The organism is Kribbella sp. NPDC050820 (assembly GCF_040653975.1).
In the GTDB taxonomy this organism is placed as follows: domain Bacteria; phylum Actinomycetota; class Actinomycetes; order Propionibacteriales; family Kribbellaceae; genus Kribbella.
The window spans coordinates 15,419-31,534 of record NZ_JBFAHB010000062.1 but is presented as its reverse complement, the minus strand read 5'-3'; the positions used below and the strand labels follow the sequence as shown (position 1 = coordinate 31,534).

The 16,116-nt window shown below is 68.4% G+C and carries 11 protein-coding genes; 8 read left to right on the top strand and 3 right to left on the bottom strand.

Annotated features, from left to right (window positions below; all coding sequences use genetic code 11):
• Window positions 1-4: 4 nt before the first annotated feature.
• On the top strand, window positions 5-3,550 hold the full coding sequence (locus tag AB0H36_RS36365; RefSeq protein ID WP_360534424.1) for a PQQ-dependent sugar dehydrogenase: 3,546 nt from the start codon (window positions 5-7) through the stop codon (window positions 3,548-3,550).
• Window positions 3,551-3,609: 59 nt separating this feature from the next.
• Here AB0H36_RS36365 and AB0H36_RS36360 read toward each other — a convergent pair whose 3' ends face one another.
• Complete coding sequence (locus tag AB0H36_RS36360; RefSeq protein WP_360534422.1) at window positions 3,610-4,413, bottom strand: SAM-dependent methyltransferase; 804 nt, start codon at window positions 4,411-4,413, stop codon at window positions 3,610-3,612.
• A gap of 140 nt (window positions 4,414-4,553) precedes the next feature.
• On the opposite strand from AB0H36_RS36360, the gene AB0H36_RS36355 reads away from it, so the two are divergent.
• The 3 genes from AB0H36_RS36355 to AB0H36_RS36345 all read left to right on the top strand — a co-directional run bounded on the left by AB0H36_RS36355 (window position 4,554) and on the right by AB0H36_RS36345 (window position 7,062).
• Window positions 4,554-5,210 carry an alpha/beta hydrolase-fold protein gene (locus tag AB0H36_RS36355; RefSeq protein ID WP_360534420.1) on the top strand — a complete coding sequence of 219 codons (657 nt, stop codon included), beginning with the start codon at window positions 4,554-4,556 and terminating at the stop codon, window positions 5,208-5,210.
• Between the two features lie 111 nt (window positions 5,211-5,321).
• The gene (locus AB0H36_RS36350) at window positions 5,322-5,900 is read left to right on the top strand and encodes a dihydrofolate reductase family protein (protein ID WP_360534418.1); all 579 of its coding nucleotides are present in this window, start codon (window positions 5,322-5,324) and stop codon (window positions 5,898-5,900) included.
• Between the two features lie 181 nt (window positions 5,901-6,081).
• Complete coding sequence (locus AB0H36_RS36345) at window positions 6,082-7,062, top strand: hypothetical protein (RefSeq protein ID WP_360534416.1); 981 nt, start codon at window positions 6,082-6,084, stop codon at window positions 7,060-7,062.
• A gap of 83 nt (window positions 7,063-7,145) precedes the next feature.
• Here AB0H36_RS36345 and AB0H36_RS36340 read toward each other — a convergent pair whose 3' ends face one another.
• Entirely contained in the window at window positions 7,146-8,009 is an 864-nt protein-coding gene (locus AB0H36_RS36340; RefSeq protein WP_360534414.1) for a universal stress protein, read from the bottom strand.
• Between the two features lie 10 nt (window positions 8,010-8,019).
• Window positions 8,020-9,228, bottom strand: coding sequence for an MFS transporter (locus AB0H36_RS36335; protein WP_360534412.1), 1,209 nt, complete (start codon window positions 9,226-9,228; stop codon window positions 8,020-8,022).
• Between the two features lie 228 nt (window positions 9,229-9,456).
• On the opposite strand from AB0H36_RS36335, the gene AB0H36_RS36330 reads away from it, so the two are divergent.
• From AB0H36_RS36330 to narI, 4 genes are read left to right on the top strand one after another with little or no spacing between them, the layout of a single operon-like run.
• Entirely contained in the window at window positions 9,457-13,152 is a 3,696-nt protein-coding gene (locus AB0H36_RS36330; RefSeq protein ID WP_360534410.1) for a nitrate reductase subunit alpha, read from the top strand.
• Window positions 13,152-14,816 carry a nitrate reductase subunit beta gene (gene narH / locus AB0H36_RS36325; protein ID WP_360534408.1) on the top strand — a complete coding sequence of 555 codons (1,665 nt, stop codon included), beginning with the start codon at window positions 13,152-13,154 and terminating at the stop codon, window positions 14,814-14,816. The genes AB0H36_RS36330 and narH overlap by 1 nt, the downstream gene beginning before the upstream one ends.
• Window positions 14,813-15,424, top strand: coding sequence for a nitrate reductase molybdenum cofactor assembly chaperone (gene narJ, locus AB0H36_RS36320; protein ID WP_360534406.1), 612 nt, complete (start codon window positions 14,813-14,815; stop codon window positions 15,422-15,424). The genes narH and narJ overlap by 4 nt, the downstream gene beginning before the upstream one ends.
• Entirely contained in the window at window positions 15,421-16,116 is a 696-nt protein-coding gene (gene narI, locus AB0H36_RS36315; RefSeq protein ID WP_360534404.1) for a respiratory nitrate reductase subunit gamma, read from the top strand. The genes narJ and narI overlap by 4 nt, the downstream gene beginning before the upstream one ends.

The following is a 16,116-nucleotide window of genomic DNA, read 5'->3' as shown; positions in this document are numbered from 1 at the left end:
GCGGATGGGGGGCGGGGTAATGGTGCATGCGTGGAGTCGGTTCGGCAGGCCGGTGGGGGTCCTGCTGGCGGCAGCGATGGCGGTGTTCGGTCTGGTCGCGATGCCGAGCCCAGCTGAGGCGGCGACGCCCGCTCACGTCCAGAGTCGGGCCAAGCAGGTCAACGGCGCGCTCAACAGCCTGGCGTTCTCGAGCGCCAACACCGGCGGCAATCTGGTCGTCGTCTACCTGGTGTGGAACAACACGTCGACCGCGACCGTGACCGACTCCCGGGGCAACGTCTACGCGCCCGCAGCGCCGGTCCAGCGCTGGAACGGGAACACGCTCAGTTCCCAGGTGTTCTACGCCAAGAACGTCGCCGCTGGCACGAACACCGTCAGCGCGAGGTTGAGCAGCTCGACCTGGTCGGGCCTGTACATCCATGAGTACACGGGAATGGACAAGACGAGTCCGCTGGACGTCAGCTCGGCGGCGGTCGGGACCGGTAGCGCGATGAACAGCGGGACCGCGACGACCACCAACGCCCACGACCTGATCTTCGGAGCCGGCGCGTCCGCCGACACCGTCACAGCCGTGGGTACGGGATTCACCAACAGGCGAAGCGAGTTCGGCAACCGCACCGAAGACAAGCTTGTGACCACGACAGGTGCACACCAGGCCACCGCCACCCAGAACGGGTCGTCGTGGGTGATGCACATGGTCGCCTTCAAGGCTGACGTGGGCGCCATCGACACCACTCCGCCGACGGTCGCCGTGACCGCGCCGGCGAACAACGCGAGCGTCAGCGACATCGTCGCGGTCTCCGCCAACGCGTCCGACAACACCGGCGTCACCGGTGTCCAGTTCTTCGTCGACGGCGCGGCCAAGGGTCCCGAGGACACGACAGCGCCGTACGCGTTGAGCTGGGACAGTCGCACGGTCGGCAACGGCGCGCACACCTTGTCGGCACGCGCCCGCGACGAGGCCGGCAACACGACGACGTCGACGGTGATCAACGTCAACGTCGCGAACACGAACCACTTCCAGAACGAGATCCTGGCGACCGGGTTCGACCTGCCGACCACCTTCGAGTTCCTGCCGGACGGCCGGATGCTGGTCGGTGAGCTGCAGGGCAAGATCAAGGTGCTGCCACCGCCGTACACGCAGCCGAGCTCCACGCAGTTCCTGCAGATCGCGAACATCGGCTCGGCCGGCGTGCAGCAAGGCCTCTACGACATCGCGCTGGACCCGGGATTCGCGACGAACCGCTACTACTACGTCTTCTACACCCTCGGTACGCCGAACCACGACCGCGTCTCCCGGTTCACCGCGAACGCCACCCTCACCGGCACCGTGCCGGGCAGTGAGTTCGTGCTCTACGAGGACCCGCAGGACGCCGACGCCGAGCACCACGGCGGCGCACTGAACTTCGCCAACGACGGGAAGCTGCTCTTCACGACCGGCGAGCACTTCATCCCCGAACTGGCGCAACTGCTGACGAACCCGCGCGGCAAGGTGCACCGGATCAACACCGACGGCACGGCGCCGACCGACAACCCGTTCTACGACGGGTCCGGCCCGAACATCGACACCATCTGGGCGCGCGGCCTGCGCAACCCGTTCCGGGCCTACTACGACCCGCCGACCGACCGCCTGTTCATCGGTGATGTCGGCGGCAACGATCCGGCGACGGCCGAGGAAGAAGTCAACCTGGCGACCCGCGGCGCGGACTTCGGCTGGCCCAACAGCGAGGGGCCGTGCTCGGCACCGTGCACGAGCCCGCTGATCTACTGGCCGCACGCGGGCCGCGACGCCTCCGTGACCGGCGGCTTCGTCTACCGCGGGACCGCCTTCCCGGCGGCGTACCGCGGCGCGTACTTCTACGCCGACTACGCCCAGAACTGGATCCGCGGCGTCACGCTGGACGACAACGGAGCCGTCACGGGCAGCTTCAACTTCGAGCCCGCGGACGGCTCGGTCGACGGCCCGTACGGCGACATCGTCTATCTGGCCCAAGGACCGGACGGCGCCCTGTACTACGCCGACCTGGGCTACTCCGACGACAGCGGAACCTTCGGCGTCAGCAAGATCCGCCGCATCAAGTACGTCGAGTCCAACCAGGCGCCGGTCGTGAACGCCGTCGCGACGCCGGCCGCCGGCCCGACCCCGCTCGAGGTCACGTTCTCGAGCGCCGGTTCGTCCGATCCCGAGGGCCAGCCGCTCAGCTACTCCTGGACCTTCGGCGACGGCTCCACGTCCACCGAACCGAACCCGGTCCACACCTACACCACGGCCGGTGCGTACCAGGCCCGGCTGACGGTCTCCGACGGCGTGAACAGCACCATCTCCACGCCGATCGCGATCAACGTCGGCAGCCTCCCGGTGGCGACGATCCTGGCGCCCACCAACGGCGCCCAGTTCCAGGCCGGCGACGTCATCACCTACTCCGGTGACGGCACCGATCCCGACGACGGCTCGCTACCGGCCAGTGCATTCACCTGGAACATCGACTTCCTGCACGACGGTCACGTCCATCCCGGCACGCCGATCACCGGGGTCAAGAGCGGCAGCTTCACGATCCCCACCGAAGGCCACGACTACACCGGCAACACGCGCTACCGGATCACGCTGACGGTCCGCGACTCGACCGGCCTGAGCTCGACCAAGTCCGTCACGATCCTTCCGCAGAAGGTGAACCTGACCTTCGACAGCGTGCCGACCGGCCGGACCCTGTACTTCGACGGTATCGCGAAGACGACGCCGTTCGTCGCCGATACCCTGGTCGGTTTCCACCACACGATCGAGGCTCGCAACCAGGTCGCGGGCAACACGTCGTACACCTTCGCGTCATGGTCCGACGGTGGCGGGCAACAGCACACCATCACGGTGCCGGCGACGCCGCAGAGCTACACAGCGACGTTCACCTCGACGCCCCTGCCCAGCGGCCTGGTCGGCGCTTGGGGCTTCAACGAAGGCACCGGGACGAACGTGGGCGACTCGTCCGGCAGCGGGAACCACGGCACGCTGTCCGGCGCCACCTGGTCAGCAGCCGGCAAGTACGGCGCCGCCCTGTCGTTCAACGGATCGACGGGCAACGTGACCGTGCCGCACTCGGCCTCGCTCAACCTCAACTCCAGCTTCACCTTCGAAGCCTGGGTCAACCCGACCGCGCTGACCGCCTACCAGACCGTCCTGATCAAGGAGCTGACCGGCGGCTGCGGTTACTGGTTGCAGACCACCGGCACCACGATCGCCAGTGGCTTCAACAACAACGGCTGTCGCGAGCACGCGAGCAGCGCTCCGCCGATCCCGCTCAACCAGTGGTCGCACCTGGCCGCCGTCTTCGACGACGCCGCGAACACGTACACCCTCTACCTCAACGGTACGGCGGTCCTGACCGAGAGCGAGACCACGGCACCGGTGCCGAACACGCAAGCTCTCGTGTTCGGCCAGTCCGCCTGCACGAGCTGCGCCAACGAACGCTGGCGAGGCCTGCTCGACGACATCCGCATCTACAACCGGCCGCTCACTCCCGCCGAGATCCAGACGGACATGACTACAGGCATCTCGTAGGACCGCGGCTCGCTCCCGTTGCGCCGGGTGGCGCAGCGGGAGCGTGCAGCAGGGTCGGACTACGGCTTCTTGGCGACAGCGCCGTACGCTGAGATCGGTTGCGCGTCGGCCAGCTCGCGGTCGTCTTCGTGGGCCCACCACTGGGTGATCGACACGAAGCCGGGCTCGATCATCTCCAGGCCGTCGAACACCGCGCGGATTTCGTCCTGCGGCCGCGGCACGTAGGGCACGCCGCCGGTCTTGGCGTAGTTCTCGCACAACGTCACGTACGCCTGGCTGTCGGTCGTGCCGTCCCACATCGTGAGGTAGCTGCCCGACGGGACGGCGTCCATCACCGTGGAGATGATGCGGCGCAGGTCGTCGTACGTCTTGGCGTGGCCGAGCACGCCCATGAACATGACGCCGATCGGCTGGTTGAAGTTCAGCACGTTCCTGGCGTCGGCGATGATCTGCTCGGGCTCGTGGTAGTCGCACTCGACGTACGTGGTCACGCCCTCGGGCGTGGTGTTGGTCAGCAACGCGCGGGCGTGCGCGAGCACCATCGGGTCGTTGTCGACGTAGACGATCTTCGCGTCGCCGGACACGCTCTGGGCGACCTCGTGCGTGTTCTGCATCGTCGGCAGGCCCGTTCCGATGTCGAGGAACTGCCGGATGCCGACCTCGGAGGCCAGGTGGCGCACGGAACGCACCAGGAACTGCCGGGACTGCACAGCCATGGTGGTGATCTCCGGATCGACCTCCGCTCCGGCGTCGCCCGCGAGGCGGTCCACCTCGAAGTGGTCCTTGCCCCCCATCCAGTAGTTCCAGATCCGCGCCGAGTGCGGAATGTCCGTCCTGATCAGGGGGCTGATGGCGTCAGGCATAGGCGAGAACTCCTCGGTCATGAAAGGCTGCGGAAGCCGGTACGCATCACACAAAGTGCCTGCGAAGTTCGCAGACTGTGACACTACAAGATTCTCGGCATGCTGTGTCGGAAATGCCAGTGACGAGGAGGCGACGGACGATGTCATCCAGCGCGGGCGAGCTGGTCACCGAGACGTTCGAGTACGACGGCGGCCGGCAGGTCACGGCGTACGTCCCATCCGGAACGCCCGAGGCGGTCGTGTTCGCCGGCGACGGGCAGCTGATCTCGCAGTGGGGCGAGTTCCTCAACGAGGCGGACGAGGTACCGCCGACGATGCTCGTGGCTGCGCACCGCCTGGACGACGAGCTGCAGCGGATCCACGAGTACTCACCGGGCTTCGACGCGGAGCGGTTCGCGGCGCACGAGAAGTTCTTCGTCGAGGACGTCCGCGAGTGGACGCGGACGCGCTTCGACGTCGCGCTGCCGCCTGAGCGCACTGCGGTGTTCGGTGTCTCCGCGAGTGGCGAACTGGCCCTCGCCACCGGCCTTCGCCACCCGGACATCTACGGCGCGATCTTCTGCGCCTCCCCCGGCGGCGGCTATCAGCCGCCCGGCGACATGCAGACCACGCTGCCGCGCACCTACCTCGTCGGAGGCACCGAGGAGCCTTGGTTCTACGAGAACGCAGCCCGCTGGGCCGAAGCCCTCCAGGCCGCCGACGCCGACGTCGTCATCACCGAACGCCCCGGCGACCACGGCGACCCCTTCTGGCGAGAAGAACTCCCCCTGATGGCGGCCTGGGCTTTCAACAGCTGACGATGGAATGTGACCGGCGTCACACTTTCTCCTGGGGCGGCTTGTGTAGTGTCCGGCGGCTCTCGATCGACGCAGTGACGTCTGCACACCAACCGAAGCAAGGAGCATGACATGCGCACCCTGATCGCCACTGCCTTCGTCTCGCTGGACGGCGTCGTCGACTCGCCCGGTGAAGACACCGGCTACCGCAACTCGGGCTGGACGTTCAAGGACATCGCCTTCGACGAGTCCGCCTACGAACTCAAGGGCCGCGAGCAGGACCAGGCCGCCGCCATGATGATGGGCCGGGTCAGCTACGAGGCGTTCTCGCCGGTCTGGCCGAACATGACCGAGGACTTCCCCCGCTACATCACGATGCCGAAGTACGTCGTGTCCACCACCCTGCAGGACGCCGACCTGGTGACCAACTGGGGTGACATCACCATCCTTCGGTCACTCGACGACGTCGCGGCGCTCAAGGAGACCGACGGCGGGCCGATCATCGTCCACGGCAGCGCGACCCTGAACCGCAACCTGTCCGACGCCGGCCTGATCGACCGCTACCACCTGCTCGTCTTCCCGGTCCTGCTCGGTGCCGGCAAGCGCTTGTTCAGCGACACCGACAAGGACAAGCAGAACCTGACGCTCGTCGAAAGCCAGTCGTACCCCAACGGCATCCAGAAACTGGTCTACGACACCACCACCTCCTGATCTCGCCTCGTACACGGACCCCGGGCCGATCCGGTTCACCGTCGGCCCGGGTTCGTCTTTTAGGTGCTTTAGGCAACTTCCAGGAAATTCCCCTGAACCGGTTGGCGACGGTGCCCGTGTAGCCCCCAACAGCGCGGCACGTCGATCCGAGGCAGCCGCGACAAATGGGAGGGGCCCGATCATGAGCAGCACGACAAGACGACTCCGCCGAGGTCTGAGCGCGGCAGCCGTCGCCGCCGGCATCGCAGTGAGCTTCGCCGGTACGGCGTCCGCCGCGCCGACGGGCGGCGTCGTCATCGACACCGGACAACTGATCGTCACCGGCACGAACAACGCCGACAACCTCACGCTACGCGTGCCGGCCACCAACACGTCGGTCCTCGAGGTCGACTTCGGCAACGGTACGACGCGCACCGTCAACCGCAGCGACTTCGTCCAGATCCAGGTCAACAGCCGCGCCGGCAACGACGTCGTACGGATCGACTACGGCGCCGAGGTGCAGCCGTTCACGATCGTGGACACCGGCAACGGCAACGACTCCGCGTTCGGTGGCAGCGGCAACGAACTCTTCCGGACCGGCAACGGCAACGACACCGTCGACGGCAACCGCGGCACCGACACGGCGTTCCTCGGCAACGGCACCGACACGTTCATCTGGGACCCGGGCGACGGCAGCGACGTCATCCAGGGCGGTCGCGGTCCCGACACCATGCTCTTCAACGGCGCAGGCGGCGCCGAGCGCTTCGCCGCCATCGCGAACGGTCCCCGCCTCCGCTTCACCCGCGACCTCGGCAACATCGTGATGGACACCGACAACGTCGAACGGGTCAAGCTGAACGCCCTGGGCGGCGCAGACACCGTCACCGTCAACGACCTCCGCGGTACCGACGTCCAGAAGGTCGACATCGACCTCGGCGCCCAGGTCAACACCGAGGGCGGCGACGCAGCAGTCGACGCAGTCACCGTCACCGGCACCCCCGGCCGAGACCACATCCGCGTCTCCGGCTCCAACGGAAACGTCCGCATCTCAGGCCTCAAAGCCGAGGTCGCCCTGTCGGACGCCGAACCAGCCGACCAACTGACCATCGACACCCTCACCGGCAACGACCGAGTCTCCACCGACAGACTCGCCCCAGGCACCATCACCCTCAACACCCTCTGACCGCCAACCGGTCAGGTGCTGGATGCGTCCGCTCGACCAACCCGAGCGGACGCACCAGCCGCCGGCGCGTCCGGGGTCTTCAGTCAGGACGCCGGCTGGGGGTTGGTTGGGCGGACGACGGCGATGGGGCAGGTAGCGTGGTGTAGGAGGGTCTGGCTGACGGAGCCGAGGAGGAGGCCGGCTACGCCGCCGCGGCCGCGGGAGCCGACTACGAGGATCGAACTGTCGCTGCTGCGCTCTGCCAAGACGGCGGCAGGCTTCCCGGCGACGACCTCGGCCCGGACTCGCACGCTTGGGAACTTGTCCCGGTACGGCGCCAGGCTCTCGGCCAGCCAGTTCCGCAGCAGCTCCTCCGCGTCGTCGATCGCCGCCTCCTGGCGAGCCAGCGGCTGCCAGCAGTAGACGACCTCGAGCGGGTTGCCGGACCGAGCCGCCTCCTGGAAACCGAAGAGCACAGCGGCTTCGGAATCGGCAGAGCCGTCGGTGCCGACCAGCACCGGACCGGTCGCGGGGGCTCCCCGCACCACGACCACCGGGCACGGCGCCTTCGCCGTGACAGCTGTCGCAGTCGACCCCAGCAAGGCAGCTCCGAGCTTGCTGTGTGGTCGCGAGCCGAGCACGACGAGCTCCGCCTCGGACGCCTCCTTCAGAATCGCGTTCGCCGCCTTGTCTCCGGCCAGCCAGCCGGATCCGTTCTCGTACCCCAGGCGATCGCGGACGAAATGGACCGCGGCGTCGAGCTCGGACTGGTACAGGTCCACCTGCACTTCGGGAACGTAGCCCTCGGCGCCGGTCGCGGGCCACTCGACGGCCTGGTCCAAGTAGGCGTACACCACCCGCACGGGCCGGCTCCGCGCAGCCGCAGCGTCGACCGCCCAGCGCAACGCGACCTGACTCGCGGGGCCGGCGTCGACCCCGACGAGGATGAACTTCCCTGCACTCTCCATGATCCGCCCTTCAGCTCGCTGCTCGGCGTACTACCAGCCAGGTAAAAGCAGTCGCGGCGGCTGCCGTTGCTGCTAGCAACAGGTAGCCGACGGTGTAGTCGCCGGTCGCGCTGCGCACCACGCCCATGACCAGTGGCGGGAAGAATCCGCCCAGGCCGCCGGCGGCGCCGACGATGCCGGTGGTCGCGCCGACCTGTTCTGGCGGAACGACCTTGGCGACCAGCGCGAAACAGGCCCCGGCGGCCGCGCCCAGCGCGGCAGCCAGACCGAGGAACGCGATCGTACCCACCGGCATGAGTGGCGCCTCGATTGCGGCCACGGCGGCCAGCACCGTGGTCGCCGCGAAGGCGGCGATCAGGATCGGAACCGGGTGCAGCCGGTCGGACAGCCACCCGCCCACCGGGCGCATCACCACCGCGACCACCACGAACCCCGCGGTCCGGAACGCGGCGTCCGACTGGGTCAGGTCGAAAGCGCTCCGCAGGTAGGAGGGCAGATAGACGCTGAAGGCAACGAATCCGCCGAACCCGACGGCGTACAGGAAGGCCAGCTGCATGGTCACCGGCCTGCGAGCCGTGCGCCAGGCACGACCTACGAAGCCATGGGGCGATCCAGCCGACCACCCCGGCGCCGGAAGCAGCAACCACGCTGAGACGACCGCGAGCACCACGAGCAGCCCCGCGACCAGCAGGAACGGCGCCTGCTCGCCCCAGGCGTCCGTGATCGGCACCGTGGTGAACGCCGACAGCGCCGTACCACCGGTCCCGGCGCCGAAGATGCCGATCGCGGTGCCGCGGCGGGACGGCTCGAACCACGAGTTCACATGCGGTACGCCGACCGCGAACGACGTACCGCCGAGGCCGAGGAAGAAGCCGCCCAGCAGCAACGTGGCCAGGCTGTCCGCGACCAGTCCGATGAACAGAACCGGCAGTACGGTCAGCGCCGCGATCGCGGGCATCATCCGGCGGGCGCCGAGCGCGTCCGTGAGCGCCCCGACCGGGATCCGGCCGAGTGAGCCGACCAGCACGGGGGTGGCGACGAGCAATGCCTGCTCGAAGGAGGTCAAGTCGAGCCGATCGGCGTACCTGGCGCCTAGCGGACTGATGAGCGCCCAGGCCCAGAAGGTCAGAAGGAATCCGGTCGTCGCCACCGCAAGCTGAACCAGCGGTCGCGCCGCTACACCGCGCGCCGGCACGTCGACTTCCGGCTGATCAGGCATCGAGGTCACCACTATGCCTCCTCACATCGTGCCGAGCCACCCGTCGGACTCCCGTCGAGCCTAGGGAGCGCGGGCCACCCGCAGTCAGAGGCAGAAGTCCCTTGATGCAAGGGCACAAGGACGCGGTCCGCCCGCCAACAGGCCCGACACGACGGGTGGCCATTGACGAAACCGCGCACCCTGCAGTTCGGTGGAGAGGTCAGCGGCTTCCATCCGAAGGGGACGGGAATGGGCACGGAACCAGGCAGGGCATCAGCTGGTCTGGACGGTGCGGCGGCCGAGGCGCTGCTACGCACCGGGCGGTTCTTCAGCCGGGCCGAGACGTCCGACGACCTGCGGACGATCCACAAACGCGGCGGCCGCAGTGGCGACGTCTTCTACCGGGACCGGTGGAGCTACGACAAGGTCGTCCGCTCCACCCACGGGGTGAACTGCACCGGCTCGTGCTCGTGGAAGGTGTACGTCAAGGACGGCATCATCACCTGGGAGGCGCAGCAGACCGACTATCCGTCGGTCGGAGCGGACCGCCCCGAGTACGAGCCGCGCGGATGCCCACGCGGCGCCGCCTTCTCCTGGTACACCTACTCCCCCACCCGGGTTCGCTACCCCTACGCCCGTGGCGTCCTGGTCGAGATGTACCGGGAGGCCAAGGAGCGCCTGCAGGATCCCGTCGCCGCCTGGGCCGACGTCGTCGGTGACCCGGTCCGCCGGACCCGGTACCACCAGGCTCGCGGCAAGGGCGGCCTGGTGCGGATCGGCTGGTCCGAGGCGGCCGAGCTGATCGCCGCCGCCCATGTGCACACGATCAAGGCGCACGGCCCGGACCGGGTCGCCGGCTTCTCCCCGATCCCCGCGATGTCGATGGTGTCGCACGCGATCGGTGCCCGGTTCATCGAGCTCATCGGCGGCTGCATGACGTCGTTCTACGACTGGTACGCCGACCTGCCCGTCGCCTCACCACAGGTGTTCGGCGACCAGACCGACGTACCGGAGTCCGGTGACTGGTGGGACGCGTCGTACCTGCTGATGTGGGGTTCGAACGTGCCGGTGACCCGGACGCCGGACGCGCACTGGATGGCCGAGGTGCGCTACCGCGGGACCAAGGTGGTCGCGGTGTCGCCGGACTACGCCGACAACACGAAGTTCGCCGACGAGTGGTTGCCGGCCCAGCCCGGCACCGACGGCGCCCTGGCGATGGCGATGGGCCACGTGATCCTGACCGAGTCCTTCGTGAAGCGGCGCGTGCCGTTCTTCGTCGACTACGTCCGGCAGTACACCGACCTTCCGTTCCTGGTCACGCTGCAGGACAAGGACGGTGCGAAGGTTCCCGGCAAGTTCCTCACTGCGGCCGACCTCGGCGACGAGTCCGAAGGCGCGGCCTGGAAGACGGTCCTGCTCGACGGCCGGACCCACGAGCCGGTCGTCCCGAACGGCTCGATGGGCTTCCGCTACACCGACTCCGGCGTAGGGCACTGGAACCTCGACCTCGGCGACGTCTCCCCGCAACTGACAGTCCAGGACCTGACCGGCACGACAGGCGTCGAGGTCCTGCTGCCGCGCTTCGACGAGCCGGCCGGCGCCGGTACTCTCCGCCGCGGTGTTCCCGCCGTCGAGGTGGCTGGGCGACTGGTGACGACCGTCTTCGACCTCATGCTCGCCCAGTACGGCGTACGTCGCGCAGACCTGCCCGGAGACTGGCCGAGCGGGTACGACGACGCGGCTACGCCGTACACACCGGCGTGGCAGGAGCAGATCACTTCGGTGCCGGCCGCGACGGCCACCCGGATCGCCCGGGAGTTCGCCGCCAACGCCGAGGAGTCCGGCGGCCGGTCGATGATCATCATGGGCGCCGGGATCTGCCAGTGGTTCCACGGCGATGCGACGTACCGGGCGATCCTGAGCCTGCTGATGCTGACCGGCTGCATGGGCCGCAACGGCGGCGGGTGGGCGCACTACGTCGGACAGGAGAAGTGCAGGCCAATCACCGGCTGGGCGACCCTGGCGATGGGGCTGGACTGGGTCCGGCCGCCCCGGCAGATGATCGGCACCGCGTTCTGGTACACGCACACCGACCAGTGGCGGTACGACGGCTACCAGGCCGACGCACTCGCCTCCCCGCTCGCCACCGGCGCCCTGACCGGGATGCACACTGCCGATGTCGTCGCGCAGTCGGCGCGGCTCGGCTGGATGCCGTCGTACCCACAGTTCGACCGGAACCCGCTCGACCTGGTCGACGAAGCGGATGCCGCGGGCAACGACCCGGCGCAGCACGTCGTCAGCGGCCTGCGCGACGGCACCCTCGGGTTCGCGTGCGAGGATCCGGACGCGCCGGCGAACTGGCCCCGCGTGCTGACGGTCTGGCGGGCCAACCTGCTGGGCTCGTCGAGCAAAGGAAACGAGTACTTCCTGCGCCACCTGCTCGGCACCGACGCGAACCTGCGCGCCACCGAGACCCCGCCGGACAAGCGCCCGCGCGACGTGACCTGGCACGACGAGGCGCCGGAAGGCAAGCTCGATCTGCTCGTCTCGATGGACTTCCGGATGACGTCGACCACGCTCCTGTCCGACATCGTGCTGCCCGCCGCGACGTGGTACGAGAAGCACGACCTGTCGAGCACCGACATGCACCCCTTCGTGCACGCGTTCAATCCGGCGGTGGATCCACCGTGGGAGACCCGAACCGACTTCGACGCTTTCCACGCCATCGCCGGCCGGTTCAGTGAGCTGGCCGCCGAGCACCTCGGCGTACGGCGGGACCTGGTCGCGACGGCGCTGCAGCACGACACGCCGGGCGAGACTGCCCAGCCGGGCGGCGTCGTCCGGGACTGGCGGCAGGAGGACACCGCCCCGATCCCCGGCAAGACCATGTGGGGCCTCACCGTTGTCGAACGCGACTACGCGGCGGTGGCCGAGCAGCTCGCCGCGCTCGGGCCGCTCGTCGACCGGCTCGGCGTGACGACGAAAGCGGTCACCGTCATACCCGACCGTGAGGTCGACGATCTCGCGCACCGCAACGGCGTCATGTCGGCCGGGGTCGCGGCGGGCCGGCCGGCGTTGGACACCGACAAGAAGTTCGCGGAGGCGATCCTCGCCCTGTCGGGTACGACGAACGGCCGCCTCGCGGTGGAGGGCTTCCGGGCACTCGAGCGGCGGACGGGCACCCCGCTGGTCGCGCTCGCCGAAGGCAGCGAGGAGAAGCGGATCGTCTTCGCCGACACCCAGGCGCGGCCGGTGCCGGTGATCACCAGCCCGGAGTGGTCCGGTAGCGAGACCGGTGGCCGCCGGTACGCGCCATTCACGGTGAACGTCGAACACCTCAAGCCGTGGCACACCCTGACCGGCCGGATGCACTTCTTCCTCGACCACGACTGGATGGCCGAGTTCGGCGAGCAGCTACCGGTCTTCCGGCCGCCGCTGGACCTGAACCTGCTGTTCGGCGAGCCCCAGGTCGGGCCGGACGGACAGCGTCAGGTGACGGTTCGCTACCTGACGCCGCACTCGAAGTGGTCGATCCACTCCGAGTACCAGGACAACCTCCTCATGTTGTCGCTGTCCCGCGGCGGGCCGACGATGTGGATGAGCCCCGCCGACGCCGAGGCAATAGGCGCCAAGGACAACGACTGGGTAGAGGCGGTCAACCGGAACGGCGTACTCGTCTGTCGGGCGATCGTCTCCCACCGGATGCCCACCGGCACCGTGTTCGTGCACCACGCCCAGGAGCGGACCATCGACGTACCGCTGACCGAAACGACCGGGAAGCGCGGCGGCATCCACAACTCACTGACCCGGCTGCTGGTGAAACCGACACACCTGATCGGCGGCTACGCGCAGCTGTCCTTCGCGTTCAACTATCTCGGCCCGACCGGGAACCAGCGCGACGAGATCACTGTGGTCCGTCGCCGGTCTCAGGAGGTGACGTACTGATGAAGGTGATGGCGCAACTGGCGATGGTGATGAACCTCGACAAGTGCATCGGCTGTCACACCTGCTCGGTCACCTGCAAGCAGGCGTGGACGAACCGAACCGGGATGGAGTACGTCTGGTTCAACAACGTCGAGACCCGGCCCGGCCAGGGCTACCCGCGCACCTACCAGGACCAGGAGAAGTGGCGCGGCGGCTGGGAGCTGAACAAGCGCGGCCGGCTGAAGCTGAAAGGCGGCGGCCGGCTCCGCAAGCTGCTGACCATCTTCGCCAACCCGAAGCTGCCGTCGATCCGGGACTACTACGAGCCCTGGACCTACGACTACGAGAAGCTCACCAGCGCACCCCTCGGCGACCAGATGCCGGTGGCCCAGCCGCGCAGCCTGATCAGCGGCGAGCCGATGAAGATCGAGTGGTCGGCGAACTGGGACGACAACCTGGCCGGCGGACCGGAGCTCGCCGTCCAGGACCCGGTGCTGGCCAAGCTCTCCCGCGACGTCAAGCTGCAGTTCGAGCAGACCTTCATGTTCTACCTGCCGCGGATCTGCGAGCATTGCCTGAACCCGTCCTGCGTCGCGTCCTGTCCGTCCGGCGCGATGTACAAGCGGGCCGAGGACGGCATCGTCCTGGTCGACCAGGACGCCTGCCGCGGCTGGCGGATGTGTGTGTCGGGCTGCCCGTACAAGAAGGTGTACTTCAACCACAAGACCGGCAAGGCCGAGAAGTGCACGTTCTGCTACCCGCGCGTCGAGGTCGGCCTGCCCACGGTCTGCTCGGAGACCTGTGTCGGCCGGCTGCGCTACCTCGGCCTGCTCCTGTACGACGCCGACGCCGTACTCGCGGCCGCCTCGGTGCAGGACCCGAAGGACCTGTACGCCGCCCAGCTCGACGTCCTGCTCGATCCGCATGACCCGTCGGTGATCCGCGCCGCGGAACAGGAAGGGATCAGCGGGGAGTGGATCGAGGCGGCACAGCGGTCGCCGGTCTACAAGCTCGCCAAGGAGTACAAGGTCGCCCTGCCACTGCATCCGGAGTACCGCACCATGCCGATGGTCTGGTACATCCCGCCGCTGTCGCCGGTCGTGGACGCGCTCCGCGAGACCGGGCACGACGCCGAGGAGGCCGGCAACCTGTTCGGCGCCATCGAGTCGCTGCGGATCCCGATCGAGTACCTCGCCGAGTTGTTCACCGCCGGTGACACGGCCGTGGTGGACGGCGTACTGCGCCGGCTGGCCGCGATGCGCTCGTACCAGCGCGACCTGAACCTCGGCCGCCCGGCCCGGCCGGAGATCCCGGCCGGCGTCGGGATGACGGAGGCGAGCATCTCGGCGATGTACCGGCTGCTCGCGATCGCCAAGTACGACGACCGGTACGTGATCCCCACCGCGTACGAGGAGACCGGGCGGCAGCTGGAGGAGATCGGCTGCTCGCTGGACTACGACGGCGGGCCGGGGATGTACCTCACCGGATCGAAGCCGTTCGGCGAGGCATCCGGCCGTCCGGTGCCGGTGGCCGTCGAGACGTTCCACGCATTGCGGCATCGGCAGACCGACGACCAGGCAGCGAGTCCGGAGACGGTCTCACGGCGGGTCAACCTGCTCAACTGGGACGGACAGGGAACTCCGGCCGGTCTGTTCCCGCCCCGGCGGGAAGGCGATGAGCAATGAGCCGGCAGACCACCGCGGTCGCGCACAAGGCAGCCTCGCTGTTGCTCGCCTACCCCGATGAGGAGTTGTTCGATCGACTCCCGATGATCACCGATGCGCTCTCGACGCTGCCCGCCGATGTCGGCGCGCCGTTGCGCTCGTTCGCCGAGCACCTTGCGGCGTCCACGCCGGCCGCCGCCCAACGCGACTATGTGGCGACGTTCGATCTGCGGCCACGATGCTGCCTCTACCTGACCTGGTGGACCCACGGAGACACCCGTGAACGTGGCAAGGCACTTGTCGGTTTCAAGGATATCTATCGCGCGGCAGGCCTGACACCACCGGATGACGAGCTGCCGGATCACCTCAGCGTCGTACTCGAGTTCGCCGCGACCGGTGACGCCAAGGCTGGGGTGGCGTTGCTTACGCAGCACCGCGCTGCACTGGAGCTGCTGAAGGACGCGTTGCATCGGCATCGGTCGCCGTACGCGCAACTCGTCGAGACGGTGCTCGCGACCCTTCCCCCGTCGGGACCCGACGTGCTGCTCGCGGCGCGCCGGATCGCCGCCGAAGGACCGCCGCAGGAACGCGTCGGCCTCGAACCGTACCCGACTGGAGGACCGCGATGAGCACTGTGCTGTGGGTGATCCTGCCCTACGTGACCATCGCTGTGCTGGTGGTCGGGACGATCTGGCGGTACCGGTACGACAAGTTCGGCTGGACGACGCGGTCCAGTCAGCTCTACGAAAGCCGGCTGCTGCGAATCGCCAGCCCGCTGTTCCACTTCGGCATCCTGGTCGTCATCATCGGCCACCTGATCGGGCTGGTGATCCCGGAGTCCTGGACCTCCGCCGCCGGTCTCAGCGAGCACGGCTACCACATTCAGGCGCTGGTGCTCGGCGGCGTGGCGGGTGTCTGCACGCTCGTCGGCGTAGTCCTGCTGGTCTACCGCAGGCGCACCCAGGGGCCGGTCTTCATGGCCACGACCAAGAACGACAAGACCATGTACGTCGTCCTGGTGGCGGCGATCGTTGCCGGGCTCGCGACAACTCTGCTCGGCTCAGGCGCCGTCGGCGCGGAGCACAACTACCGGGAAACCGTCTCGCCGTGGTTCCGCTCGCTCTTCGTGCTGCAGCCGGACGTCGAGGCGATGGAACACGCCCCGTTCGCGTTCCAGCTGCACACGCTGATCGGCCTGCTCCTCTTCGCGATCTGGCCCTTCACCCGCCTCGTCCACGCCTTCAGTGCCCCCGTCGGCTACCTCTTCCGTCCCTACATCGTTTACCGCACCCGAGACACCCGCCCCCGCTCCCGCCCGTAG

Coding starts and splice junctions, on each gene's coding strand:
- AB0H36_RS36365 (WP_360534424.1), top strand. CDS start 5: ATGGGGGGCGGGGTAATGGTGCATGCGTGGAGTCGGTTCGGCAGGCCG.
- AB0H36_RS36360 (WP_360534422.1), bottom strand. CDS start 4,413: ATGCCTGACGCCATCAGCCCCCTGATCAGGACGGACATTCCGCACTCG.
- AB0H36_RS36355 (WP_360534420.1), top strand. CDS start 4,554: ATGTCATCCAGCGCGGGCGAGCTGGTCACCGAGACGTTCGAGTACGAC.
- AB0H36_RS36350 (WP_360534418.1), top strand. CDS start 5,322: ATGCGCACCCTGATCGCCACTGCCTTCGTCTCGCTGGACGGCGTCGTC.
- AB0H36_RS36345 (WP_360534416.1), top strand. CDS start 6,082: ATGAGCAGCACGACAAGACGACTCCGCCGAGGTCTGAGCGCGGCAGCC.
- AB0H36_RS36340 (WP_360534414.1), bottom strand. CDS start 8,009: ATGGAGAGTGCAGGGAAGTTCATCCTCGTCGGGGTCGACGCCGGCCCC.
- AB0H36_RS36335 (WP_360534412.1), bottom strand. CDS start 9,228: ATGCCTGATCAGCCGGAAGTCGACGTGCCGGCGCGCGGTGTAGCGGCG.
- AB0H36_RS36330 (WP_360534410.1), top strand. CDS start 9,457: ATGGGCACGGAACCAGGCAGGGCATCAGCTGGTCTGGACGGTGCGGCG.
- narH (WP_360534408.1), top strand. CDS start 13,152: ATGAAGGTGATGGCGCAACTGGCGATGGTGATGAACCTCGACAAGTGC.
- narJ (WP_360534406.1), top strand. CDS start 14,813: ATGAGCCGGCAGACCACCGCGGTCGCGCACAAGGCAGCCTCGCTGTTG.
- narI (WP_360534404.1), top strand. CDS start 15,421: ATGAGCACTGTGCTGTGGGTGATCCTGCCCTACGTGACCATCGCTGTG.